Annotated in this window: 24 protein-coding genes; 12 read left to right on the top strand and 12 right to left on the bottom strand. The window is 58.6% G+C overall.

All coding sequences use genetic code 11. The annotated features are described in order from the left end of the window. The first annotated feature begins 33 nt into the window (after nucleotides 1-33). From PMI32_RS24725 to PMI32_RS24695, 7 genes are all read left to right on the top strand, one after another. Nucleotides 34-501 carry a cupin domain-containing protein gene (locus PMI32_RS24725; RefSeq protein ID WP_008025409.1) on the top strand — a complete coding sequence of 156 codons (468 nt, stop codon included), beginning with the start codon at nucleotides 34-36 and terminating at the stop codon, nucleotides 499-501. Between the two features lie 207 nt (nucleotides 502-708). After that, entirely contained in the window at nucleotides 709-1,353 is a 645-nt protein-coding gene (yfcF, locus tag PMI32_RS24720) for a glutathione transferase (protein ID WP_008025411.1), read from the top strand. 31 nt (nucleotides 1,354-1,384) lie between these two features. Further along, the gene (locus PMI32_RS24715; RefSeq protein WP_008025413.1) at nucleotides 1,385-2,725 is read left to right on the top strand and encodes a KamA family radical SAM protein; all 1,341 of its coding nucleotides are present in this window, start codon (nucleotides 1,385-1,387) and stop codon (nucleotides 2,723-2,725) included. 24 nt (nucleotides 2,726-2,749) lie between these two features. Beyond that, nucleotides 2,750-3,622, top strand: a complete 873-nt coding sequence (locus PMI32_RS24710) for a branched-chain amino acid aminotransferase (RefSeq protein WP_008025415.1) — start codon at nucleotides 2,750-2,752, stop codon at nucleotides 3,620-3,622. Between the two features lie 21 nt (nucleotides 3,623-3,643). Further along, a complete protein-coding gene (locus PMI32_RS24705; protein WP_008025417.1) occupies nucleotides 3,644-4,402 on the top strand; it encodes a TauD/TfdA family dioxygenase in 759 nt (252 codons plus the stop codon). Between the two features lie 67 nt (nucleotides 4,403-4,469). Then, entirely contained in the window at nucleotides 4,470-5,429 is a 960-nt protein-coding gene (locus tag PMI32_RS24700; protein ID WP_008025418.1) for a diiron oxygenase, read from the top strand. A gap of 13 nt (nucleotides 5,430-5,442) precedes the next feature. Further along, the gene (locus PMI32_RS24695; RefSeq protein ID WP_008025420.1) at nucleotides 5,443-6,243 is read left to right on the top strand and encodes an N-acyl homoserine lactonase family protein; all 801 of its coding nucleotides are present in this window, start codon (nucleotides 5,443-5,445) and stop codon (nucleotides 6,241-6,243) included. A gap of 94 nt (nucleotides 6,244-6,337) precedes the next feature. Here the strand turns inward: PMI32_RS24695 and PMI32_RS24690 are convergent, their stop codons facing one another. Continuing rightward, entirely contained in the window at nucleotides 6,338-7,768 is a 1,431-nt protein-coding gene (locus PMI32_RS24690) for an aminotransferase-like domain-containing protein (protein ID WP_008025422.1), read from the bottom strand. A 221-nt stretch (nucleotides 7,769-7,989) separates the two neighbouring features. Then, entirely contained in the window at nucleotides 7,990-8,694 is a 705-nt protein-coding gene (locus tag PMI32_RS24685) for a hypothetical protein (protein WP_008025424.1), read from the bottom strand. On the opposite strand from PMI32_RS24685, the gene PMI32_RS30225 reads away from it, so the two are divergent. Next, the gene (locus PMI32_RS30225; protein WP_157214346.1) at nucleotides 8,694-8,888 is read left to right on the top strand and encodes a hypothetical protein; all 195 of its coding nucleotides are present in this window, start codon (nucleotides 8,694-8,696) and stop codon (nucleotides 8,886-8,888) included. The two genes, PMI32_RS24685 and PMI32_RS30225, sit on opposite strands and share 1 nt — an antisense overlap. A gap of 28 nt (nucleotides 8,889-8,916) precedes the next feature. On the opposite strand, the gene PMI32_RS24680 is transcribed toward PMI32_RS30225, so the two are convergent. From PMI32_RS24680 to PMI32_RS24670, 3 genes are read right to left on the bottom strand one after another with little or no spacing between them, the layout of a single operon-like run. Then, nucleotides 8,917-9,417, bottom strand: coding sequence for a DUF6622 family protein (locus tag PMI32_RS24680; protein WP_008025426.1), 501 nt, complete (start codon nucleotides 9,415-9,417; stop codon nucleotides 8,917-8,919). A gap of 52 nt (nucleotides 9,418-9,469) precedes the next feature. Then, nucleotides 9,470-10,987 carry a sensor histidine kinase gene (locus PMI32_RS24675; RefSeq protein ID WP_008025428.1) on the bottom strand — a complete coding sequence of 506 codons (1,518 nt, stop codon included), beginning with the start codon at nucleotides 10,985-10,987 and terminating at the stop codon, nucleotides 9,470-9,472. Then, the gene (locus PMI32_RS24670) at nucleotides 10,984-11,700 is read right to left on the bottom strand and encodes a response regulator transcription factor (protein WP_008025429.1); all 717 of its coding nucleotides are present in this window, start codon (nucleotides 11,698-11,700) and stop codon (nucleotides 10,984-10,986) included. Before PMI32_RS24670 ends, PMI32_RS24675 begins: the two co-directional genes overlap by 4 nt. A 150-nt stretch (nucleotides 11,701-11,850) precedes the next feature. On the opposite strand from PMI32_RS24670, the gene msrB reads away from it, so the two are divergent. The 3 genes from msrB to msrA are packed head-to-tail and all read left to right on the top strand — an operon-like array spanning nucleotide 11,851 to nucleotide 14,918. Continuing rightward, on the top strand, nucleotides 11,851-12,369 hold the full coding sequence (msrB, locus tag PMI32_RS24665) for a peptide-methionine (R)-S-oxide reductase MsrB (RefSeq protein ID WP_008025430.1): 519 nt from the start codon (nucleotides 11,851-11,853) through the stop codon (nucleotides 12,367-12,369). Nucleotides 12,370-12,403: 34 nt separating this feature from the next. Then, entirely contained in the window at nucleotides 12,404-14,179 is a 1,776-nt protein-coding gene (locus PMI32_RS24660) for a cytochrome c biogenesis protein DipZ (RefSeq protein ID WP_008025431.1), read from the top strand. Nucleotides 14,180-14,210: 31 nt separating this feature from the next. After that, entirely contained in the window at nucleotides 14,211-14,918 is a 708-nt protein-coding gene (gene msrA, locus PMI32_RS24655; protein ID WP_008025433.1) for a peptide-methionine (S)-S-oxide reductase MsrA, read from the top strand. Between the two features lie 12 nt (nucleotides 14,919-14,930). Here msrA and PMI32_RS24650 read toward each other — a convergent pair whose 3' ends face one another. The 4 genes from PMI32_RS24650 to PMI32_RS24635 form a co-directional block, all read right to left on the bottom strand. Next, nucleotides 14,931-15,323, bottom strand: a complete 393-nt coding sequence (locus PMI32_RS24650; RefSeq protein WP_008025435.1) for a GNAT family N-acetyltransferase — start codon at nucleotides 15,321-15,323, stop codon at nucleotides 14,931-14,933. 65 nt (nucleotides 15,324-15,388) lie between these two features. Continuing rightward, entirely contained in the window at nucleotides 15,389-16,339 is a 951-nt protein-coding gene (locus PMI32_RS24645) for a phospholipase D family protein (protein ID WP_008025436.1), read from the bottom strand. A 78-nt stretch (nucleotides 16,340-16,417) separates the two neighbouring features. Then, complete coding sequence (locus PMI32_RS24640; protein ID WP_008025438.1) at nucleotides 16,418-17,431, bottom strand: sensor domain-containing diguanylate cyclase; 1,014 nt, start codon at nucleotides 17,429-17,431, stop codon at nucleotides 16,418-16,420. Between the two features lie 65 nt (nucleotides 17,432-17,496). Continuing rightward, complete coding sequence (locus tag PMI32_RS24635) at nucleotides 17,497-18,402, bottom strand: LysR family transcriptional regulator (protein WP_008025440.1); 906 nt, start codon at nucleotides 18,400-18,402, stop codon at nucleotides 17,497-17,499. Nucleotides 18,403-18,504: 102 nt separating this feature from the next. Between PMI32_RS24635 and PMI32_RS24630 the strand changes: the two genes are divergently transcribed. Continuing rightward, nucleotides 18,505-19,680, top strand: a complete 1,176-nt coding sequence (locus PMI32_RS24630; RefSeq protein ID WP_008025441.1) for an aspartate aminotransferase family protein — start codon at nucleotides 18,505-18,507, stop codon at nucleotides 19,678-19,680. Between the two features lie 87 nt (nucleotides 19,681-19,767). Here PMI32_RS24630 and PMI32_RS24625 read toward each other — a convergent pair whose 3' ends face one another. The 3 genes from PMI32_RS24625 to PMI32_RS24615 all read right to left on the bottom strand — a co-directional run bounded on the left by PMI32_RS24625 (nucleotide 19,768) and on the right by PMI32_RS24615 (nucleotide 22,744). Further along, on the bottom strand, nucleotides 19,768-20,283 hold the full coding sequence (locus PMI32_RS24625; RefSeq protein WP_008025443.1) for a P-loop NTPase family protein: 516 nt from the start codon (nucleotides 20,281-20,283) through the stop codon (nucleotides 19,768-19,770). Between the two features lie 71 nt (nucleotides 20,284-20,354). Beyond that, entirely contained in the window at nucleotides 20,355-22,277 is a 1,923-nt protein-coding gene (locus tag PMI32_RS24620) for an alkaline phosphatase D family protein (RefSeq protein WP_008025444.1), read from the bottom strand. An 83-nt stretch (nucleotides 22,278-22,360) separates the two neighbouring features. Next, a complete protein-coding gene (locus PMI32_RS24615; protein WP_238541017.1) occupies nucleotides 22,361-22,744 on the bottom strand; it encodes a hypothetical protein in 384 nt (127 codons plus the stop codon). Nucleotides 22,745-22,762: the final 18 nt, after the last annotated feature.

Here is a 22,762-nt window from a genome sequence, read left to right on the forward strand (position 1 = left end):
TCACTTAAGTCGCTCATAACTCGGTGTTTACGGATGAATAACATTCAAGGTGGTTTTTTTTCATATAAGGACTTTCGCCAGAGTTTAACCCGTCCACCGGTGAGTGCACGGGTGTGGAAGGGCGATGAACTTACCGATATGCGCCAGAGCCTTGCGGCCAGCGAGGTCGATATTGTCGCGCTGGCTCACCATGACAGCAGCGAAGGCTGCAAGTTGACGCCAGGGATGGCGGTGTCGATGCAATGGTTGAACCCCGGCACCGAACTGAACGGTCATGCCCATTCGTGGTGGCACCTGTTCATCATTCAGTCCGGCAGCGGCACCTTGACCCTGGGCGATGCCGATGCAGTGAACATCAGCCCCGGCGACGTGTTGCTGGTGCCGGCCTGGACCCGGCACGGCTTCATCAACACCAGCGCCACTGAGCCGCTGGCCATGCTGAACATGAGCAACATGCCCCAGATGGCGTTGCTGTCCAATGCTGCAGACGCCACGGTCTGACACGCTCGATCTTCACCGTCGTTGCCCACAGGGAGTCCGCATACGCTGACTCCCTTTTTCATTTCTGCTACCCCGGCAGGCCATGGCTGTTTTGACTTTCTGTATCCGTAGAAACAGATAATTTCTGTATCTGTTCAGCACCTGGCCAACTAACTACGATCGATTCCAATGCAACGGATTATTGTGGTTAGTGCAAGGGAGCGTTCTATGGATAGTACGAAGCTGAAACTGTATGTTGGCGCAGATTTTGTCAGTGCTTTTGCAATGTCGGCATTTGTCGCGCTGAAAGAAAAGCAACTTTCATTTGAACTTGTTAAGGTTGATTTAAAGGCGCGTGATAACTACCTGGCGAGTTATCGTGATGTATCGCTGACCTGCAAGATTCCCACGCTGGTTCATGACGGTTTTGCACTGTCTGAATCTTCGGCCATTGCCGAATACCTGGAAGAAATAGCGCCGGGACATAAAAAGCTGTTCCCGCTCGACATCAAACAGCGCGCTCGCGCCCGTCAACTCCAGGCCTGGTTGCGCAGTGATTTGTTGGTGATTCGCAAAGAGCGCCCGGCGGACCTCATCTACTTCGGCAAGAAAGAAACCCCGTTGTCGGACGAAGCCCAGGCCGCTGTCGCAAGGCTGTTCTTCGTCGCGGATCGGTTGCTGGAGGAGGGGGCCGATCACCTGTTCGGTGACTGGAGCATTGCCGACACCGACCTGGCAATCATGCTCAATCGACTGCTTGCCAATGGCGATCGCGTTCCTCAGCGGCTCGCGGCCTATGTGCGTCGGCAGTGGGATCGCGACAGCGTTCGGGCATGGATGGACATAGAGCGCGCAGCGCCGGCCATCCAGTAACTAACGCCAGGCAATCACCAGGAGCGCTGCCATGCAGGGACCGTCGGAGCTGGAAAGATACAAACCCTACAACTCACGCACCATTCGCGACACGCCGTACTGGCAGAAACTGACGCCAGCGTTGCAGGAAGCCATGACCGTGGTGGCCCGGGTCATGCCGTTTCGCACCAATGAATATGTGCTGGGCACGTTGATCGACTGGAACAACATTCCGGACGATCCGATTTTTCGCATGACCTTTCCCCACAAGGACATGCTGCTACCGGACGAATACGCGTCGCTCAAGCAACTGATCGAACGGGATGACGCCGTCGCCATCAAGCGGCGGATCGAGGCGATCTGGTTGCGCATGAACCCGCATCCGGCCGGTCAGCTGACGCACAACGGCGCGACCCTCGACGGAAAAGTCCTGCCGGGCATTCAGCACAAGTACCGCGAGACCGTGCTGTTTTTCCCCGGTGCCGGTCAGACGTGTCACGCCTACTGCACGTTCTGTTTTCGCTGGGCGCAGTTCATCGGCGAAGAAGAGCTCAAGTTCAACGCGCGTGAGTCCCAGGAGCTGGTGAATTACTTGCGGGTGCACACTGAAGTGACGGATGTGCTGATCACCGGTGGCGATCCGATGATCATGAACACCCGTTCGCTGGCCGGTTACATCGAGCCGCTGCTGGCGCTGCCGCACCTCAAAAGCATCCGCATCGGCACCAAGTCCGTGGCGTATTGGCCGCAGCGGTTTGTCAGCGACAAGGATGCGCCGCAGCTGCTGGATCTGTTCAAACGCATCGTTGCGGCCGGGAAAAACCTGTCGGTCATGGGGCACTACAACCACCCGGTCGAGATTCGCCAGGACATTGCCCGGCAGGCTGTCGAACGCATTCGTTCCACCGGCGCGACGTTGCGCATGCAGGCGCCGGTGATCCGCCACATCAACGAAAACCCCGGCGATTGGGCCGAACTATGGACTGAAGGCGTGCGGCTGGGAGCGGTGCCTTATTACATGTTCGTCGAGCGCGATACCGGGCCCAGCCACTACTTCGCGATGCCGCTGGCGCGGGCGTTCGAGATCTTCCAGGCGGCTTACCGCACGGTGTCCGGGCTGGCGCGCACCGTGCGTGGGCCGTCCATGAGCACCTTCTACGGCAAGGTGTTGATCAACGGCATCGAGACCGTGGCCGGGGAAAAAGTCTTCGTGCTGCAGTTTCTCCAGGCTCGGGACCCGCAATGGGTATTGCGCACGTTCTATGCGCGCTTTGATCCGAACGCGACCTGGTTCGATGAGCTGCGGCCAGCGTTTGGCGAACGTGCGTTCTTCTTTCAGCCGGAGCCTGTGGCAGCGCCCGAATTGATACCGGTCCTGCTCGAAACGGCGTAGGACGATTCATCAGGAGATAAGGATATGAGCAGTATTCCGTTTGATCAGCGAGAAGGTTTTATCTGGCTCGACGGCGAGTTCGTCGAGTGGCCCCAGGCGCGACTGCATGTGCTGAGTCACGGCCTGCATTACGCGAGTACGGTGTACGAAGGGGAGCGCGTCTACAACGGCAAGATCTTCAAGCTGCGCGAACACAGCGAGCGGCTGTATCGCTCGGCACAGTTGATGGATTTCGCGATTCCCTATGAGCTGGCCGAACTGGAAGCGGCCAGTCATGAACTGCTGCAACGCAACAACGTGGTCGATGGTTATCTGCGGCCAGTGGCGTGGCGCGGCAGTGAAATGATCTCGACCTCGGCTCGTTTCAACCGCGTGCACGTGGCGATCGCCTGCTGGCAATGGCCGAGTTATTTCGACCCGGCGGGGCACATGGGCGGCATTCGCTTGAAGACCGCGCAGTGGCGGCGTCCGCCACCCAGCAGCAGCCCGTTCGAAGCCAAGGCGTCCGGGCATTACCAGATCGCCACGCTCAGCAAGCACGATGCGGAAAACAACGGTTTTCACGACGCGTTGATGCTCGACTGGCGCGGTCACGTCGCCGAAGCCACCAGCGCCAACGTGTTCTTCGTCAAGGACCGGACGCTGCACACGCCGCTACCCGATTGCTTCCTCAATGGCATCACCCGCCAGACCGTTATCGAATTGGCCGGGGCGCTGGATTACCAAGTGGTCGAGCGCACCATTCTTCCTACGGAGCTTGGCGATTTCGATGAGTGTTTTCTGACGGGCACCGCCGCCGAAATCACCCCCGTGCAGAGCATCGACGAGCAGCGCTACCGACCGGGCAACGCCTGCCGCGAATTCATTGCCGCTTACACCTCAACCGTTAACGCCTGATAAACCGCCAGGAACTTCACCATGTCAGATCAAGGGATTGTTGCGTCTACACCTTACGTTTCACTGGGCCACCGCCATGACGAATTGTCGTCCCGCGGCTGGACGGTACTGACCCCGGCCGAATTTGCCTACGATGTCGTCGGCACTTTGCAGGCGTTCGGTCAGATCATTCCGCAATTCAACGGGCAGACGGCCTTCGCCATTACCCGCAAGCCGGGGTATGAAGCGTTGCCGTACTCCCAGAGCATGAACGGCATCGGACCGCACACCGAAGCGCCGGTCTATGGCCCACCGCCGCGTTATCTGGCGCTGCATTGTCATCATCAGGCCACGTGCGGTGGCGGACATACCGGGTTGGTCGACGGGATCGAGTTTCTGGCATTCCTCGAACGCACGGAGCCCGAGTTGCGCGAATGGATCGACGACACGCCCGTGGAGTTCGTGGCCACCGCCAAACCGGGTGAAGTGGCGCAAACGCGGGTCAAGGAATACATCCTGACGCCTACAGAGGACGGGGACATTTTCCGCTTCAGCTACAACCAGTTTCATTACGGCGATGTGAACCCTTCCGAGGAGGATCTGCAGCAATCGAAGGTGACGAACAGCTCATCGCCACTGGCCAGGTTCGCGATGCTCGGCGAGGAATACTTCATCCAGCACAACACGCCGGTGCTGATTCCCGACGGCTGCATGCTGATTTGGGACAATTGGCGAATGATCCACGCCCGCAGTCGATACACTGACCCGGCGCGAAACCTGACCCGCTACTGGCTGGCCTGATTCATCCGTCGCCCACAATTCCATCGGCGTACCCCTCGGCGGGTACGCGTCTTACAGGTATCGCGTCATGCAAACAGCAATCGAGATCGCCAAGGTCGATCATCAACTGGTCGTGCGGCTCAATCAGGCCTGGACCAAAAGGGCCACGGTGTGTACGCCAGACAAGGCCTCGGTCAGCGAAACGTTCGACCCGGCGCGCCCGGATTACCCGGAGTGCATGGTGCCATTTTTCCATCACCCGAAATTCCAGGCCTTGAGCGACGAGCTCAAAAGCACCGTGGTGACCTGGGGCTGGATCGGCTACAACCTGCGCACGGTCACGGCCGAAGAGCACGTGGTGAATCCGGCGCTGAGCGTCATCGCCAATCAGTACCTGGGCAAAAACGACTGGCATTTTCGCGAAGCGATGCAGCAGACGTTGATCGACGAGCATTACCACACGCTCATGCACCTGCGGGCCATCGAACGGACCAAAGAGGATCGAGCACTTGATCAGGATCTGGACCTGCCGCCGTCGGTGACCTATTTGCGTCTTGCCGCGCTGCGTGAGGAATTGCCCGAGCAGTGGCAGCGCGATCTGGCGGCGATCACCTTCGCGGTAGTGGCCGAGATCAGCGTCAACGCTTACCTCGATCTGCTGGCCGACGATCAAACCATTCAGCCGCAAAACCGCCGCGTCGCCGAACTGCATAACCGCGACGAATATGCCCACAGCAAGATTCTCGCGGAGGTGGCGAAGGTCATGTACGCCAACATGCAGCTGCCTCAACGGGCATTTTTCGCACAGACGTTGTCGGTGGCGTTGAGTGCCTTTGTCGCTCAGGACTACTCGATGTGGGAGGCGATTCTGACGCAGCTCGGCGTCGAGGACGCGGCACTGATCATTGCCGACACCCGGGAGAGCAACAAGAACGCCACGATCATGCGCGACTACAGCGGCCTGCATCGTCTGGCTCAGGATCTGGGGATTAGCGACGAGATCGATTTCGACTTCCGTCCGACCCTAAAAACCGCTGCAGTGGCCTGATCGGGAGGTGAATATGTCCGTTCCTGTGTACGAAGTGTTAGCCATCCGAGTCGGCGCCAATGCCCAGCGCACTGCCCGGGAGAACTTTCTTTACGACGCCTGCTGCGGTGATCCGAATGCGTCGATGCCGCTGGATTACTACTTCTGGGTCATTCGTAATGAGCAGCAGGTGATCGTGGTCGACACGTGCTTTCAACCCGCGACAGCGGATCGGCGCAACCGTCAGATGTATCGCCTGCCGGAAGATTCCCTACGTCAACTGGACATCGATCCGGCGCAGGTCGAGAACCTGATCCTCACCCATTTGCACTGGGACCACGCCGGCAACCTGGGGTTGTTTCCGAAAGCCACGGTGCATTTGCAGGAAGCGGAGCTGCGCTTCTGCACCGGACCGAAAATGGCCCATCGCACGGTGAACAAAACCTACGAGGTCGAGGATGTGATGTCGGCGTTGCCACCGCTGTTCGAAGGCCGGTTGCGTTTGCATACCGGCACGGTCGAGGTGGTTCCCGGCGTGACGCTGCACCCGGTGGGCGGCCATACGCCGGGTAGCCAGGTGGTGCGGGTGAACACCGCACGCGGGTGGATTGTACTGGCGTCGGATGCGGCGCATTTGTGGGCGAACATTCGTCAGCGCAGTCCGTTCCCGATCATTGATGATCTGGCACAGACGCTGGAAGCGTTTATCGAAATCGACCGTTTGGCCGACGGCGAAGACCACGTCATTCCCGGCCATGACCCGCTGATCGCCGAGCGCTTCCCGCATTGGAACGATGACCCACACATCATCTGCCTGCACGCCAATCCCTTGTAGGAGCCGGCTTGCTGGCGATGGCGGTGTATCAGGCGACATCGATGTTGACTGATCCGCCGCCATCGCCAGCAAGCCGGCTCCTACAGGTTATGTGTCAGCATTGGTTTTTGAGGAGCTGGCCGAGGGTCGCCAGCGCCTCATCAATCTTCGGCGAATACGGCGCCCCACAACCGATCCGCACGAAGTGACTGAAGCGCTGGGCATTGGAAAAGATATCCCCAGGCAAAATCTGGATGCCCACCTTCAACGCAGCATGAAAAAACGCCATGGACGCCTGTTCAGCCGGCAGTTCCACCCACAACAACGTACCGCCCTGTGGATGGGTGATGCGGGTGCCCGGTGGAAAATACCGAGTGATCGCCGTACTCATTTGCTGGCGCTGCTGTGTCAGCGTTTTCCTCAAGCGGCGCAGGTAACGTTCGTAGGACGGCGTCTTCATGAACGCACTGACCGCCAGTTGCGACAGCGCTTCACAACCTCGGGACTGCGTGTGTTTGAGCATTTCCACGCGGTCGTGCCACTGCCCGGCGCTGATCCAGCCCAGGCGTATGCCCGGCGCCAGCGTTTTGTTCAGCGACGCGCAGTAGATGACGTTGTCGGTGCGGTCCCAGTGTTTGAGCGTGGATAACGGCTGCTCGGTGTCCACCAGGTCACCGTAGGTATCGTCTTCGATCAGCACGGTGCCGTGTTCGGCACACAATTGCACCAGCCGCGCCTTGTGGGTGTCGGGCATGATGCTGCCGAGCGGATTCTGCAGATTGGGAATGACGATCAGCGCCCGAATCCGGTCGGGGCCTTGCAACAGCTGTTCGAGCGCAAACAGATTGATGCCCGAATGGGCCGTTGCCGGGACTTCGAGCACTCGCAAGTTCAAACTTTCGAGAATTTGCAGCAGGCCGTAAAAGGTCGGGGATTCCACGGCCACGGTGTCGCCGGGGTGGGTCACCGCACGCAAGGCCAGGTTGATCGCTTCGGTCGCGCCGTTGGTGATCACCATTTTCTCGGCGCTCAGGTTGGCCTTTGCCGTCAGCGCTCGTCGGGCAAGGATGTTGCGCAACTCAATGTTGCCGCAGGTCGGGCCTGTCGCACCCAGCAGTTTCTGATCCTGACGCAATGCCTTGCTCATATGGTCTTGCAGAATCTTCAACGGATAGAGCTCCGGCGCGCAGTAGGCGCTGGCGAAATTGACCTTGACCGTCGCGCGTTGGCTGGCCTTGAGCACCGATGACACTTGCTCGTGAATGCCGAGATAGACCTCGGTATCAAGGGGCGCAGGCGTTGTGGTCACGGCCGGTTTGGGCAAGGTGTCCGGCTGGCGAATGTAGTTGCCGGAGCGCGGACGGGCTTCCAGGACGCCATAGTCCTCAAGCTCCCGGCACACCTGCACCGCGGTCGACAGGCTGACGGCGTGTTTTTCCATCATCAGCCGAATGGAGGGGAAGCGTTCCCCGGTTTTCAAGGTGCCGCTACGGATCGCGTCGAGGTAGTGGTTGGCTAACTGACGGTACAAGGGGGTCGGGTGCATGATGACCTCAGCAATCGCACCACTGAGGTCTTGGGCTGGAAAGAAAGTTGACGTTCCCCGCAGGCGGACCCGTGGTGCTCAAGGGTTAAGGGAAGTTTTTTTCTGGCGTCGATACACAGAGAGTAATCGCGCTTTTGCCGGAATCGCGGGCAATAAAAAGCCCCGCTCTAGGGCGGGGCTTTTAGGTCAGTGGCGCTTGAGGCGCTGCTGAGCGGGAAGTGTTACTGCGCGGCGATGCTGTAGCCATCGAACGCGGTTTGCTGCTGAAGCGCGGTGATGATGTTTTTGCGGTTAACGGCGTGTTCGGTTCCGCTACTGTCCAGGAACGATTCGCTTTCCAGCTCTGCTTCATCGCCTTCGCCGACAAAGGTAAAGCCGAGGAACTCCAGGGCCTCACGGTCAACGTTGAGTCGCGAACGCGGAGTGCGCAGCGGCAGCGTGACGCTGATGCCGTCCTTGCTGATGGTGAACACTTCGACATCTTTCTTGGCGCGGGCCGTTTTGCTCTTGCCACTGGTTGGGTTGCTGATGGCCTGATGCGTCTGGTTCAGTACTTTCAGGGCCAGACCGTAGACGATCTCCTGAAACGCAGGATCGTCCTTGAAGCTGGAAAGGATCCGGCTGATCGAGAATTTGCTGCTCAGGTCTTCAAGGGCCGCGATATCGGCCGCCTCGGCGTCCTTGAGTTGCTTGAGTTCGCCCATCAATTCATAGGCTTTATCGTCGTCGAAGCGGTCGTGGGCCTGGCGAATCGCGGCGCGCAGCTCGCGGATCTGGTCGCTTTCCCGAGTGGATTGGAAAGCGTCCAGCACCATCTCGGCGATGGTCTTGGCCTGGGGCACGTGCTGTGAAAGATTGATGGAGTTTTCGTATTCCGCTTTGGACGACAAGGTGACTACGGATTCAGCGGTATTGGAATCGGACATTGAAATTTCACTACTTCTTTAACTTGAATTGGGGCGAAAAAGCACAGGGCTTTTTCAGGCCGCCTAATCTATTGGACCTGCGCGGCGTTGTCACGGGTGAACAGGCGAGCGGGCAAAAGAACTGGCTACCACCACCTTGTAGGAGCCGGCTTGCTGGCGATGGCGGCATGTCAGTCGATACCAATATTGACTGACCCTCCTCCTTCGCCAGCAAGCCGGCTCCTACAGGAGGGCAGGCTTGAGGGAGCGGAACGTTTGATAAAACCGGAATGAGCGTCCGCAGAACAAACCGCTCGAAAAGCCTGATGCACAGGCCTTGAACAACACCATCGACAGCGTGGCCGAATGCTGCGGATCAACCTCGGCCTGGTAGCCAAAGTAATAGTTAACAGCGAAAAACAGCAGGTAAAGCACCAGGGTTTTTGCTGTGCCCGGCATGATCAATCCGGTTTGCGCTTGATCCAGCTCGACACCCTTGCGCGAAAAAATCACCAGCGCGACGACGCTGCCCACGATCACTGCAGCCAGCCAGCAACTGATTGAGAGTGAGAAGTCGGGCGTCAGGTTCAGCGAATACAGCGACCAGCCCAACAAAATCGGCGGTGTGATCAGCAGTGAAAATTTGCTTTCACGGGTCGGGGACAGGGCTTTGATGCCGTAGTAACAGAGCAGCAGAAATACTGCATAAACCCACAGCGGGGTATTTTCCAGGGTGTTGAGCATCGAGCAGCGTCCTTGCCGAAAAGTGAAGTCGGGATCATAGCGGTTGCGGCGACTATTTCCCCGGTGAATTCAGATTCATCGACCGCACCGCCCATTGCTCTGCGGTTTGCTGATCAACCGGCAGTGTGAAGCGGAACGTTGCACCGCGGCCGGGCACATCGATCAGCTGGATATCGCGACCGTGCAGTTGCAGGATCCGATGCACGATTCGCAACCCGAGTCCGCCATCGCGCCGTGCCCCGCCAATGTTGAAAGGGCGCAGGAACAACCCTTCGCGCAGTTCTGGCGCGATGCCGGGCCCGGTGTCGCTGACGGTGACTTCGACGAAAGACCCTTGAGGGCGCAGGCTCAGTTCGACTTCCCCACCTTGGGCGGTGTGGCGCAGAGCGTTGTCGAACAGATTGGTGAGCACGCGTTCAATCAGCCCCAGATCGGCGCAGGCGGCTGCAACGTTGGGGGCAAAGTTGGCTTTCAGTTCGACCTGCCGCGCCTCGGCGGTCAATTCGAATTTCTGGAAAATATCCTGCACCAGGTCGGTCAGAGAGAAGCGCTCCAGCACGGGTTGTACAAACCCGTGTTCCAGACGCACCAGCTCCAGCAGCGATTGCGCCAACCCGCCGACCTTGCGGCTTTGATCCAGGGCAATGCCGAGGTAGCGGCGGCGGTCGGCGGGGGACAATGTGGCGTCCTTGAGTGACAGGGTTTCCAGATAACCGTGCAGCGAGGCCAGTGGTGTGCGCAAGTCGTGGGAAATGTTCGCCACCAGTTCGCGGCGTTCCTGATCCTGGCGGGTCAACGAGCGCCATTGCTCGCTGAGGCGCGCCTGCATTTGTCGGAAGGTGGCGTCGAGAATGGCAATTTCATCGTGGCTGGCATTTTTTTCCACCGGTGCTGATTCAGGGGGCGTGGCCGGGACGCCATCGATGTCGAACTGGCTGACGGTTTCGGTCAGTCGGCGCAAAGGGCGAGTGATCAGTGCAAACGCGGTGAGACCGGCAATCAGGCACAGCAGTGCGACCAACCCGATCGATAACAAGGCGGTATTGAGTGCCGCACTGGTGGCGCCGCGTTCAGCCAGGCGATCGTGGTCCTCACCGAGCAGCACCACATAGAGATAACCGGCCGGCTTGCCGTCAACTTTCAGCGGCGCGGCGCTGAACACCTTGCGCGCATCGGCGCTGCGCGGGTCGTCGCCGAGAATCGGCAGGGCATCGCCTTTGAGCAGGCGCTGGATCGGCGCGAGGTCGATCTGCTGCCGATGAATCCGGCCCTCGGGCGCGGCACTGCCGACAATCTTGCCTTCGGTGTCGAGCAGATAGACCTCGACACTGGGATTGACCAGCATCAGTTTGCTGAACAGGTCACGCACGGCATTGGGCATCAGGCCCTGGGTATCCATCAGCACGGTGTCACGAGCGATGTGCTGGGCAAGATCCCGCGACAGCCCTTGCACCACTTCCTGTTCATGCATCTGGTTGGAACGCACCTGCATCCATGCCGAGGTGCCGCAGCACACCAGCAACAGCACGGCGAACACCAGCGACAGCCGCTGGGTGAGGGTCAGCCTCATGGCTGTTCCTCCCTGGCCGCGAATTTGTAGCCACGGCCCCACACGGTGAGGATCCGTACCGGTTGTGCCGGGTCGGCCTCGATTTTCGCGCGCAGGCGGTTGATGTGGGTATTGACCGTGTGCTCGTAGCCTTCATGGCTGTAACCCCACACGGCATTGAGCAGGTCCATGCGCGAGAACACCTTGCCGGGCTGGCGGGCGAAGAAATACAGCAGGTCGAACTCCCGTGGCGTGAGATCGAGGCGGCGACCGTCAAGTGACACGTCGCGGGTGATCGGATCGATGGCGAGTCCGTCCGTGATCAGGCTGCCGGCGTCCATTTTCAGGTTGCGGGCCATGGCATCGACCCGCCGCAACAGCGCTTTGACCCGGGCGACCAGCTCGAGCATGGAAAAGGGTTTGGCCAGGTAATCGTCGGCACCGAGTTCCAGCCCCAGAATCCGGTGCACTTCACTTGAGCGCGCGCTGGTGATGATGATGGGGGTGTAGCGGGCCATGGCGCGGGCGCGCCGGCAGATTTCCAGGCCATCGACGCCCGGCAGCATCAAGTCGAGGATCAGTGCATCCCAGCTCCCTTGCTGCAGCATTCGCATGCCTTCATCGCCATCGGCGCAGTGCACCACCTCGAACTGCTCATCACGAAGATGCAGGCAGATAAGGTCGGCGATATGCAGGTCGTCCTCGACCACGAGGACGCGTTTGGTCGGTTCCATCAAGCTCAATCCTTCGGCGCAATGAGCGCATTGTGCGGGTTTTCCGGGGCCAGAGTTATCACGAATTGTTTAACTTCCCGTGAGGATTTGGCGATCAACCCAAGCCTATGCTGTGTTCCATGAAAGGCACTTTGGATTTTGGAGACGGCCATGTTTTCACGGCGACAATTTCTTGTAGCGAGCGGCGGGCTGGGGGTTGCAGCCCTGGCGATCGGTGTATTGCCAAAATTTGCTGCCAGCTCTGCGCTGGTCAGCGAGGCCAGCGCGGCGGAGGTTTTCGAGGTGACGCACACTGACAGTGAATGGCGTGCCCTGCTCAGTGACGAGCAGTACGAAATCCTGCGGGAAGAGGGCACTGAACGGGCTTACAGCAGTGCGCTGAACAATGAGCATCGTGATGGAACCTTTGTCTGTGCCGGTTGCGATCTGCCGCTGTTTTCCTCTGCCACCAAGTTCGACAGCCACACCGGCTGGCCGAGTTTCTGGGCACCGCTGGACAAGGCGGTGGCGACCCGTCAGGACCGGTCCTTTGGTGTGTTGCGCGAAGAGGTTCACTGCCGGCGTTGCGGCGGTCATCTGGGCCATGTCTTCGACGATGGGCCCAAACCTACCGGTCTGCGCTACTGCATGAACGGTCTGGCGATGACCTTCAAGCCACAGGCGGCTTGATTCCTTTTTCTCTCATTTCCTGCAGGTCGACGCTATGTGGCTTCTGATCCTCGCTTATCTCGGTGGTGTGCTGACGATCGTCAGCCCGTGCATTCTGCCGGTGTTGCCGTTTGTCTTCGCTCGCACCGGGCAGCCGTTCATGAAGAGCAGCCTGCCGCTGCTGGCGGGCATGGCGCTGACCTTCGCGCTGGTCGCTTCATTGGCGGCAGTGGGCGGCGGTTGGGTGGTGCAACTCAATCAGTATGGACGCTGGCTCGCGCTGGTGTTTGTCGCCCTGTTCGGGCTGACGTTGTTGCTGCCGCAGTTGGCCGAACGTCTGACGCGCCCGTTGGTGGCGGCTGGCAGTCGGTTGTCGGAGGCGGCGGGCGCCGATGCCCGGCCGCGTCCCGGTGCTTCGTTTTTGATCGGTGTTGCCACGGGGCTGCTCTGGGCGCCGTGTGCCGGGCCAATTCTGGGCCTGTTGTTAACCGGCGCCGCGCTGCAAGGGGCAAGCATCGCCACCACCCTGTTGCTGCTGGCCTACGCCGCTGGTGCCGCCACTTCCCTCGCGGTTGCGCTGCTGCTGGGCGGTAAGGTTTTCGCCGCCATGAAGCGTTCCATCGGTGCTGGCGAGTGGGTCCGTCGAGGTTTGGGCGCGGCCATGCTGGCGGGTGTGGCGGCGATTTCGTTGGGGCTTGATACCGGGATTCTGGCGCGGTTTTCCACGGCATCTACCGGTGGTATCGAGCAGGCACTGGTGGGCCGTTTGGCCGGTAAGACACCGAACGGCAGCGGGGCGATGATGGCGAGGACCCCGGTTGCTGATGGTGCGATGAGCGTGGCTGACAAAGCGCCGGGCACACTGCCCATCGAAGGCAAGCTTCCATCGCTGGATGGCGCCGTGCAATGGCTCAACTCGCCACCACTCGATGCCCAGGCGTTGAAGGGCAAGGTAGTGCTGGTGGATTTCTGGACTTATTCCTGCATCAACTGCCTGCGCAGCTTGCCCTATGTAAAAGCCTGGGCTGAAAAATACCGCGATCAGGGGTTGGTGGTGATCGGCGTCCATGCGCCCGAATTCGCCTTCGAACGCAACGTAGGCAACGTCACCAAAGCCATGAAAGACCTGGGTATCAACTACCCGGTGGCCATCGATAACGAATTCAAGATCTGGCGAGCTTTCAACAATGAGTATTGGCCGGCCCACTATTTTGCCGACGCCCAGGGGCGCATTCGTTATCACCACTTTGGCGAAGGCGAGTACGCCGAGTCGGAGCGGGTGATCCAGCAATTGCTGCGTGAAGCGGGTGCCGCCAAGGTGGATGACGGGTTGATCAATGCCAATGCCGAGGGTGTTCAACTCGCGCCGGACATGAACGAAGTGCAGTCGCCGGAAACCTATGTCGGCTACCAGCGCTCGGAGCATTTCGTCCCCGAAGCCAGTCTGGCTCCCGACAAGTTGACGACCTACTACCCTCCGCCGCAACTGGCCCTGAATGACTGGAGCCTGGGTGGTCAGTGGACTGTCGGTTCGGAGCGGGCCACTTCAAGCGCGCCCGCCAGTCGCATTGTCTATCGCTTCCACGCACGTGATTTGCATCTGGTACTGGGCCCTGGCGCAGACGGCAGACCGGTGCGTTTCAAAGTGCTGATTGACGGAAAAGCTCCCGGCGATGCCCACGGTACAGACGTGGCGCCCGATGGCAGCGGTAGCGTCACCGAACAACGTTTGTATCAGCTGGTGCGCCAGTCCGGCGCAGTAACGGATCGGACTTTCAGCATCGAATTTCTCGATCCGGGTGTCTCGGCGTATGCCTTTACGTTCGGTTGATCGCCACTTCACTGATTCAGGAGTCAGCCTCATGAAAACCCTGTTCACCTTGCGTCGCACCCTGTTGGGACTGGCCGCCGCTGGCGTCATCGGCCAATGCTCTGCGTTCTCTTTCGGTTCCGCCGAAGACGCGGTCATCATCCCCGCACCCACCCTCGACGAAATCACCCAGGCCCACAGCGAAACCGCTGTGTTCGCCGGCGGTTGCTTCTGGGGCGTCCAAGGTGTGTTTCAGCATGTCAAAGGCGTGAAGAAAGCCGTCTCCGGTTACGCGGGCGGGGCGGCCGACACCGCTCAATACGAGCGGGTCAGCGGCGGCAATACCGGTCACGCGGAATCGGTCGAAGTGACCTTCGACCCCACTCAGGTCAGCTACGGCACCTTGTTGCAGATCTACTTCTCGGTGGCTCACAACCCGACCGAACTCAATCGTCAGGGACCTGACCACGGCACGCAGTATCGCTCGGCGATTTTTCCGGAAAACAGCGAGCAGCAACGTGTTGCCCAGGCCTACATTGCCCAGCTCGACGCTGCGAAATCGTTCAACAAACCGATCGTCACCAAACTGGAAACCTATAACGGTTTCTACCCGGCAGAAGAGGAACATCAGGACTTTCTGACTGAACACCCCACCTATCCGTACATCGTTATCAACGATCTACCGAAAGTGGCGCAGTTGAAGAAGTTGTTTCCGGAGCGGTATCAAGAGAAACCAGTGTTGGTGAAGGCGGGGATGTAACTGGCGGCTTGGTTACTTACGACGCGGACGCTCCATCGCGATGGTCGACGTTTCAAACCCCAGGCCCGAAAAGAAATCCGAAGCACCTTCGCGACCCGCTCGTAAAACCCAGGTGATCTCGTTGTTGTCACCCATGACATGCTCAACCAGAGCACGCCCGACACCTTTGAGTCGATGGTGCTCACATACGACAACCATCGACAGATAACCGTTGGACAGTCCATCGGTAATGCCTCGGGCGAACCCAATGATCCTGGAATCCTTCACCGCAATGGCTGTGCGTTGGGAGTTAGCGATCAGCAGAGCAAAATGATCAGACGAACCTGTGCGATGGGCCCATCCGTTCTTTGCGAGAAAAAGGCGAACAGATTCAACTGCTGCGGGTTTCAAGTCACAGATGTACATGGTGTCTCTCATGGTCGTTGGGTGATGCCTTGTCTGGCGCACATGACGATGGAAATAACTAATGTCTAGTCGTCACACATAAAGCTGGATATGTTGTCTCTGTTCAGCTTAGTAATACCTTGCTCGTACCAGTCTGAAAGGTGGATTTTAATTTGGCTTTTTCTATGTTTTATCGGGAAGGGGCGAAAGAGTTTTCCTTGTTTTAATGAGTAGATGTAATATGTCTTACCGCTTTTTATGATTCGGTCAAAACTGTAAAAATCAAGGTAGTGACCTTTGTTGCTGGTGCAGATAACGATGTCGCCCTCATTGTAGGGGCATCCGCTTGAAGCGTCATAACAGAAAAAGTCACGAATGCCCTTATGCTCAATGGTTGAAGTGTTTTCCTTTAGTACTTTCTGTGCGCGCTCTTTTGTCTTCTCGGTGTGATAGGTGTCCCATATAAAAATTGGCAGTGACTGGTTAGACTCATCCTTTAGCCAATCAGGACCGTCGGCGTATTGCATGCCTCTGGCTAAGGCCTTTTGCATCTTGTCGTGATTCGCTCTGTAAAGGTTTAAATGCCTGTTGAAGGTGTCCGTACGAGAATAAATAACGGCGGGTGATTTTTTGATTGTTGCAATTTCTTTTTTGTAGTTGTTGTGAAGCTCCTTGCTGGTAATAACTACACAAGTGTCGCGAAATAGACTGATTCCGGTGCTTGTGAAATTGGCACTTCCAATAATGACGGTCTTCGGGGCTATCAAGTACACCTTCCAATGGGTGCTTGCCTGATAACCAAAGTCTACAGAAAAGTTAAGCTTGTTATTTTTGATGTCTCTGCAGTGTTCAATGAAATCGGGGGAGGAGAATGAGTTGATTGTTCCGATAATAAGCTCAATGGTGTTTTCATTTTTTAGCATTGTGTCAATCAGGTTTTCTGTTTTGCTTGCAAAGGCACTAACTATTGTTATTTGTTTGTTGTGAATTTTTTCTAAATAAGCATTTAGATTGTTTTCGTTGTTCAGAATTTCCATAACAATGCTATTGCTCCATTTTTTGACTTGCTGAGGTTGTCACTACATCTTGAGGTGATCATGGATTAACCAATACCTTCACCCTGAAATCACATTTTTGCCCGCCACTTTCGACCGATACAACGCTTGATCAGCCCTGGCCAGCAGCCCGGTCTGTTGTTCTTCTTCAAAGCGTTGTACGACGCCAAAACTCATGGTGACTTGAAAGTCTCCCACTGGCAGCAAACTGGCGACGCTATGGCGGATTGTCTCCGCGAGGCTTCTGGCGTCGGCCAACGGGGTATCGGGAAGAATGATGATGAACTCGTCACCGCCCCAGCGCGCCAGCAAATCGCCGTCGCGTACGCAATGTTTCACGCTCTGGACTACCTGCACCAACGCGGCATCCCCCAAGGCATGACCGTAGTGATCGTTGATGTTCTTGAAGTCGTCGATGTCCATGGCAATCAGCGACAGCGGCTGTCGGAAGCGCTGGGCGCGATCACATGCCTGAGGAAGGTCCTTGCTCAGGCGATGGCGATTGGCGATTGTGGTCAGTGCGTCGGTTTCCGCCAGTTTGCGGTTTTCTTCGAGCTGAATCTGCAGTTGCTGGTTGACCCGGGATAACTCGCGGGTGCGTTCTTCGACGATGGCTTCGAGGGATTTGTTCTTTCGTTCAAGCTCTTCGAACAAGCGCTTCTTGTCTTCGATGCTGCGGTGCGCACCGACCATGCGCGCCACCGAACCGTCGGCGTTGCGGGCGAGCACATAGCCGCGGTCTTCGACCCAGGTATAGCTACCATCCTGCATGCGGCAGCGATACTCGGCCTGATAGCCGGGAGCCTGTTGGCTCAGGTAGGCGTCAAACAGGGCCATGACCCGTGGGTAATCCTCGGGATGCATCACCGATTCCCAGGTGAATACCGTGTTGTTGAGGGAATGAGGCGCATAGCCGAGCATTTCGTACCAGCCGCGGTTGCGGTAAACGAACCCGGTATTGGCGTTCCAGTCCCAGATGCCATCACTGACCAGTTCCAGGATGGTGTGCAGCATGTCTTCGTTCAAATCCGACAGATTGAACTTCAACGCTTCAATATCCGAGGCCCCATCCATCACTGCTCTCCCTGACCAAAGCGACCCGCCAGTCGAGGAGATTAGTCGATGGTGCATTCAACCGCCTAGTGCTTGCCCCACATCGCCATGGCGAAGTCGACGAAACGGCGTAATTTTGGCAAGCGGTAGCGATCCTGAGCGTACATCAGGCTCATTGGCCGGCTCGGCGGCGGGTAATTGGGCATCAAGGCCACCAGTGTTCCGTCCTTGAGGTCTTGTTCTACCAAGGCGTCGGGTAACAGCACGATGCCCATGCCGGTGCGTGCCGCCTGATGCAAACCGGCGGAGCTGTTGATCAGCATCGGTCCACTGACCGCCACCGCTACCTCGCCTTCGGCCCCGCTCAGACGCCATTCCTTTTCCACCGATTGCCAGTCATCACCGGCCGGGTAGGCGAAGGACAGGCAATCGTGGTGTCGCAGGTCATCAGGTTTTTCCGGGTTGCCGCGACGCGCCAGGTAGATCGGCGATGCGCACATGGTCAGGGTGTAGTCCACGAGTGGACGGGCGATCAGGTTGGTCTGTTCCATGTTGCCCAGGCGAAACGCTACGTCGATGCCGTTTTCAAGCAGGTCCGGGCGGCGGTTGGTGAGGACAACGTCCAGCTTGACGCGCGGGCACAGCAGGGCGAATTCGCTGAGCGCCGGTGCCAGTTTTTCCGTGCCGAACGTCAGCGGGGCGGTAATGCGCAGGGTGCCGCTCGGCTCGTCGAGGGCCTGCTCGGCCAGGCGTTCGGATTCGGCCACCAGTCCCAGCACTTCCAGGCAGCGTTGATAGTACGCGGTGCCAAATTCCGTCAACCGCTGGCGCCGGGTCGTACGGTTGAGCAAGCGCACACCCAGACGCTGCTCCAGTGCCCGCAGATGATTGCCCACCATGGTGGTGGACATTTCGCACTGAAAAGCGGCGGCGGTCATGCTGCCGGATTCCACCACTCTTACGTACACGGTCATTGCCTGGAACAAATCCATTATCAAGCCCGACTTTTAAATGATTGAAGTATTGCAGCGTTTATCCAGCTCAGGTGGCTAACCATACTGCAAAAACACCGACCATTGATGGAGCTTGATGTCATGACCGCCGCCTGCCTGATGAGTACTTACCAACCGCTGGCACTGAGTTTCAGTAAAGGCCTGGGCACACGCCTGTGGGATCAGGCCGGTCGTGAATACCTGGACGCGGTGGCAGGCGTGGCGGTGACCAACGTTGGGCACTCTCATCCTAAAATTGTCTCGGCGATCAGCGAACAGGCCGGCCTGCTGCTGCACACCTCCAACCTCTACAGCATCGACTGGCAACAGCGGCTGGCGCAGAAACTGACGCGCTTGGCGGACATGGAGCGGGCGTTCTTCAATAACTCCGGTGCCGAAGCCAACGAGACTGCGCTGAAACTGGCGCGGCTGCATGGCTGGCACAAAGGCATCGAACAACCCTTGGTGGTCGTCATGGAAAACGCGTTCCATGGCCGGACGCTCGGCACGCTGTCCGCCAGTGATGGCCCGGCCGTGCGCCTGGGTTTCAATGAACTGCCGGGTGATTTCGTCAAAGTGCCGTTCGGCGATCTCAAGGCGCTGGACAAGGTCCAGCAGGCCCACGGCGCAAGTATCGTGGCAATCCTGATGGAGCCGATCCAGGGTGAAAGCGGCGTGCAACTGGCCCCGCCCGGTTACCTCAAGGCCGTGCGCGACCTGTGCAACCGGCGTGGCTGGCTGATGATGCTCGATGAAATCCAGACCGGCATCGGCCGCACTGGCCAGTGGTTTGCGTTCCAGCACGAAGGCATCGTTCCGGACGTCATGACGTTGGCCAAAGGCCTCGGTAACGGCGTGCCCATCGGTGCCTGCCTGGCCCGGGGCAAAGCCGCCGACCTCTTCACCCCCGGCAGCCACGGCAGCACGTTCGGCGGTAATCCACTGGCCTGCCGCGTGGGTTGCACCGTGCTGGACATCATCGAAGAACAAGGATTACTGGAAAACGCCAAAATACAGGGCGAACGCTTGCTCGCCAGATTGCGCACCGAGTTGGCCGATGACCCGAACGTGCTGGCGATTCGCGGCCAAGGTTTGATGATCGGCATCGAACTCAAGCAACCGATTCGCGACCTGACCCTGATCGCCGCCCGGGATCACGCCTTGCTGATCAACGTGACACGGGGCAAGACCATCCGTCTGCTGCCACCGCTGACGATTGATGAGCGCGAGGTGGAGATGATTGTCAGAGGGGTTGGTCGGGCGGTGAAAACGGTCTGAGCTACTTTAATGCTGACCGCTTTTTGTAGGAGCCAGGCTTGCCGGCGAAGGCACTCTTGAGGACGCTTTCGCCGGCAAGCCTGGCTCCTACAGGTGCGGTTCGCTCTTATACGGCCGGGAATCAGCGAAGTCGGTGATGTCCGCGCGGTTCATGAGTCGCAGTTTTGAACCGGCGAACCCTTCGAACAACTGCCGATGCGCGGCAAACCCACTGGAACCCTCGCGAGCACGATAACTGCCGGCCCAGTCGAGCAAGGCGATCAGCCTCTCGTCCTGCTCATCCCGATTTGCCTCACGCAGGCGAATATTGGCAACGCATTCCTCATCGTCAATACACAGCCAGATCAACGCCGTGGCCCTGTGGATAAGTTCGCTGACGATCCAGCCGTAGACACCTTCGATCACCCAGCGCTCTTCATCTGCTGCAATCCGCGCCATGCCCAGGGCTTCGGCGCGGGGGCGGGCGATGCTGTGTTCGTCGGACAGCCAGTGAATCGCGTCCAGATCAACCCACGGCGCTTTCAAGTGATCCGCCAGGCGCTCGGCCAGCCAGCTTTTGCCGGAACCGGAATTGCCAATGATCAGGGCTCGGATGAGATCCATAAATCACCACGATCTACTGTAGGAGCAAGCTTGCTCGCGATGCAGACAACTCGGTCTCTCGCCTTCAGTCTTCAGTCTTCAGTCTCAGGCGCCACCATCCGAGTCTTCGGCGAGCCATCCGAATTGTGCTGGTAAATCGCCTGCGGCTGTCCTTTTTCATTAAAGAACACCTGCCCGATCCCCGCCGAATTCCACAACCGTTCACCCGCCTCGGCATGCTCCGGGACATGCGGCACGATGCGCATGCGTCGGCGTTTGGTCAGCCAGTTCAGTGGTGAACGTGGCGAATAGAGCCAGCGGTTGAGGCGGTCGAACCATTCCAGCAGCGTCGGCGGAAATTCGTTCTTGATACCGCTGCTGGTGATCTGCCAGATCCTCGGGCCCGCCTTGCGGTGTCGGATCAGCACTTCGTAGACGAAGGAATAATGCACATCGCCTGACAGCACAACGTAGTTACCCGGTGTACGCGAGTGTCGGAAAATGTTCAGGATCACCTGCGCCGCGCCGCGATGGGCCATCCAGTTTTCGGCGTCCACCAGCAAGGGATAACCGAACCAGCTGAACACCCGTTGCACGGTTTCGATCAGCTTCACGCCGAACACCGGCGCGGGCGAAACGATGATCGCCGACGGGTGATCCAGCAGTTCCTGTTGCAGTTCGCAGAGGGCTTCCCAGTCCAATAGACCCGAGGGTTGCTTGAGCGTCATCTCGCTGCGCCAGCGCCGGGTGCGGGTGTCGAGCACCACCATCGCGGGGCTGGTGGGCAGCACGTAATGCCAGTGCTGAAACTTCAGCAGCTCATCGATCAAGGCGTCCTGCACCGGGCTGTCGAGGTAGCCGTCTTCCCCGGTCGCGCTGAAACCATCGGTCTTCGCCAGCACCGCGCCGAACGCATCCGGGTTGTTGCCCCAGCCCTGGCACAACATGTAAGCGATCAGTGCGTTGCCGATGATGCGCTTGGAGAACGGGTGGCCGTAGGCCGTTTCCTCCCATTGCGCGGAAAGATTCCAGTCATCGGTAATATCGTGGTCGTCGAAGATCATCAGGCACGGCAGATGCGCGAAGGCCCGTGCGACACCACCCAGGCCAGCCTTGAAGGTATCGATGCGCGTCTGCTCCAGCGCATAACGCTCGCGCCGTTCGGGAATCAACTTCGGCGGTTTTGGCGTGATCAGCGTCCAGGGTGTCGGCGACCACACCAGCAGGTACATGGCCATGACTTCAGCGAAGGTCACCAGATGATTGTCGGCACTGCTGCTGGTGAAAATCGGCTTGCGCGCCCCGCCGAAAAATCGCTCGCGCAGGGTTTCATTGCTTTGCAGCGCCGGTAACAAATCCGCACGGTGGTAGTAGCTGGCCGCATGCTCATAGAGCTTGGCGCTGTCGCTGACCACGGCGCCTTCGAGGTGTTCGCCGAACAATCCCAACCGTGCGATCAAGGCATGAATGGCCCGCAGCATCGGCCCGGCGACATCGTCGGCGTACACCTGGTCGCCACTCATCATCAGCAGCGCCGGGCGCTCAGTGGCCTCGTGTTCCGAGGCCAGCAAATGATCGACACAGAGCAAGCCGTCGGCGGCGGGGTGATGAGGTTTACGGCAGGAGCCATGCAGCAGTTGGTCGATCCGCGAGCGCAAAACAAAATTCGGGCAGCGTGCTTCGCCATACAACAGATGCGGCGCCCATTCGGCGATGCCCGTCATCGCGTCATCAATCAACAGATCGTACTCGATCAACGTGTCGCAGGGCAGGGCGTTGTCGAGCGGCACATCGATCAAATGAATAAAGACGTGCGTTCCGACGGGAATGATCGTGCATTGCCCGGCGTCGAGGCGGATGTCGCCAACATCTTGCAGGCGCAACGTCAGCGATAACGGCCGGGTGCCCACGAGCCACAGCACCAGCCGTGAAGGCTCCAGGCGCCGCAATAGCGGCCCGACCAGAACCGGTGGCAGTGGGGTGCAGTTGTCAGGCAGTGGCAGTGATTCGGACATCCGGGTTCAAGACTCTTGGCGCACAGGCCGGCGATGATAACGCAGACCTCTGCCTGAACTTCATCAATTGCCTGGGGTAACGTTTACTTGGGGGGGAAGGTCGTTACCCACAGCAACAGCATGAAAAATGCCGCCACCACACTGCAGGCCCCGGCGATAAAATGACGGCCGACCGGATGTTCGCCTTTCTTGAATCGGGCGATGACGAAGAGCCACGTCCCGATGAACACCCCGATGAACGCCATCAACGAATAAAGAAAATACGCCGGGCCCCGTGTTCCAGCCTGTTCGGGGGCCATAAAGATCAGCACGACCACACCCACGAGGAAACTGGCCAGGGCACCTGCCAGGTTGGCCAGCCACAGATTGACGCTGCCACGATTCCTCACGATCCAATGCCATATCCCCGCTGATGCAGCGAGGAACACCAAAATGCCGAGGGGTACCATTGATTCTTCCTTGTTCATGGGTCGGGAGAGACGATG

Origin of the sequence: Pseudomonas sp. GM60, from assembly GCF_000282415.1 — a bacterium.
In the GTDB taxonomy this organism is placed as follows: Bacteria; Pseudomonadota; Gammaproteobacteria; order Pseudomonadales; family Pseudomonadaceae; genus Aquipseudomonas; species Aquipseudomonas migulae.

What these genes read in the sequence shown, in the direction of transcription:
- PMI32_RS24725 (WP_008025409.1), top strand. Translation starts at nt 34, where the DNA reads ATGAATAACATTCAAGGTGGTTTTTTTTCATATAAGGACTTTCGCCAG.
- yfcF (WP_008025411.1), top strand. Translation starts at nt 709, where the DNA reads ATGGATAGTACGAAGCTGAAACTGTATGTTGGCGCAGATTTTGTCAGT.
- PMI32_RS24715 (WP_008025413.1), top strand. Translation starts at nt 1,385, where the DNA reads ATGCAGGGACCGTCGGAGCTGGAAAGATACAAACCCTACAACTCACGC.
- PMI32_RS24710 (WP_008025415.1), top strand. Translation starts at nt 2,750, where the DNA reads ATGAGCAGTATTCCGTTTGATCAGCGAGAAGGTTTTATCTGGCTCGAC.
- PMI32_RS24705 (WP_008025417.1), top strand. Translation starts at nt 3,644, where the DNA reads ATGTCAGATCAAGGGATTGTTGCGTCTACACCTTACGTTTCACTGGGC.
- PMI32_RS24700 (WP_008025418.1), top strand. Translation starts at nt 4,470, where the DNA reads ATGCAAACAGCAATCGAGATCGCCAAGGTCGATCATCAACTGGTCGTG.
- PMI32_RS24695 (WP_008025420.1), top strand. Translation starts at nt 5,443, where the DNA reads ATGTCCGTTCCTGTGTACGAAGTGTTAGCCATCCGAGTCGGCGCCAAT.
- PMI32_RS24690 (WP_008025422.1), bottom strand. Translation starts at nt 7,768, where the DNA reads ATGCACCCGACCCCCTTGTACCGTCAGTTAGCCAACCACTACCTCGAC.
- PMI32_RS24685 (WP_008025424.1), bottom strand. Translation starts at nt 8,694, where the DNA reads ATGTCCGATTCCAATACCGCTGAATCCGTAGTCACCTTGTCGTCCAAA.
- PMI32_RS24680 (WP_008025426.1), bottom strand. Translation starts at nt 9,417, where the DNA reads ATGCTCAACACCCTGGAAAATACCCCGCTGTGGGTTTATGCAGTATTT.
- PMI32_RS24675 (WP_008025428.1), bottom strand. Translation starts at nt 10,987, where the DNA reads ATGAGGCTGACCCTCACCCAGCGGCTGTCGCTGGTGTTCGCCGTGCTG.
- PMI32_RS24670 (WP_008025429.1), bottom strand. Translation starts at nt 11,700, where the DNA reads ATGGAACCGACCAAACGCGTCCTCGTGGTCGAGGACGACCTGCATATC.
- msrB (WP_008025430.1), top strand. Translation starts at nt 11,851, where the DNA reads ATGTTTTCACGGCGACAATTTCTTGTAGCGAGCGGCGGGCTGGGGGTT.
- PMI32_RS24660 (WP_008025431.1), top strand. Translation starts at nt 12,404, where the DNA reads ATGTGGCTTCTGATCCTCGCTTATCTCGGTGGTGTGCTGACGATCGTC.
- msrA (WP_008025433.1), top strand. Translation starts at nt 14,211, where the DNA reads ATGAAAACCCTGTTCACCTTGCGTCGCACCCTGTTGGGACTGGCCGCC.
- PMI32_RS24650 (WP_008025435.1), bottom strand. Translation starts at nt 15,323, where the DNA reads ATGTACATCTGTGACTTGAAACCCGCAGCAGTTGAATCTGTTCGCCTT.
- PMI32_RS24645 (WP_008025436.1), bottom strand. Translation starts at nt 16,339, where the DNA reads ATGGAAATTCTGAACAACGAAAACAATCTAAATGCTTATTTAGAAAAA.
- PMI32_RS24640 (WP_008025438.1), bottom strand. Translation starts at nt 17,431, where the DNA reads ATGGATGGGGCCTCGGATATTGAAGCGTTGAAGTTCAATCTGTCGGAT.
- PMI32_RS24635 (WP_008025440.1), bottom strand. Translation starts at nt 18,402, where the DNA reads ATGGATTTGTTCCAGGCAATGACCGTGTACGTAAGAGTGGTGGAATCC.
- PMI32_RS24630 (WP_008025441.1), top strand. Translation starts at nt 18,505, where the DNA reads ATGACCGCCGCCTGCCTGATGAGTACTTACCAACCGCTGGCACTGAGT.
- PMI32_RS24625 (WP_008025443.1), bottom strand. Translation starts at nt 20,283, where the DNA reads ATGGATCTCATCCGAGCCCTGATCATTGGCAATTCCGGTTCCGGCAAA.
- PMI32_RS24620 (WP_008025444.1), bottom strand. Translation starts at nt 22,277, where the DNA reads ATGTCCGAATCACTGCCACTGCCTGACAACTGCACCCCACTGCCACCG.
- PMI32_RS24615 (WP_238541017.1), bottom strand. Translation starts at nt 22,744, where the DNA reads ATGAACAAGGAAGAATCAATGGTACCCCTCGGCATTTTGGTGTTCCTC.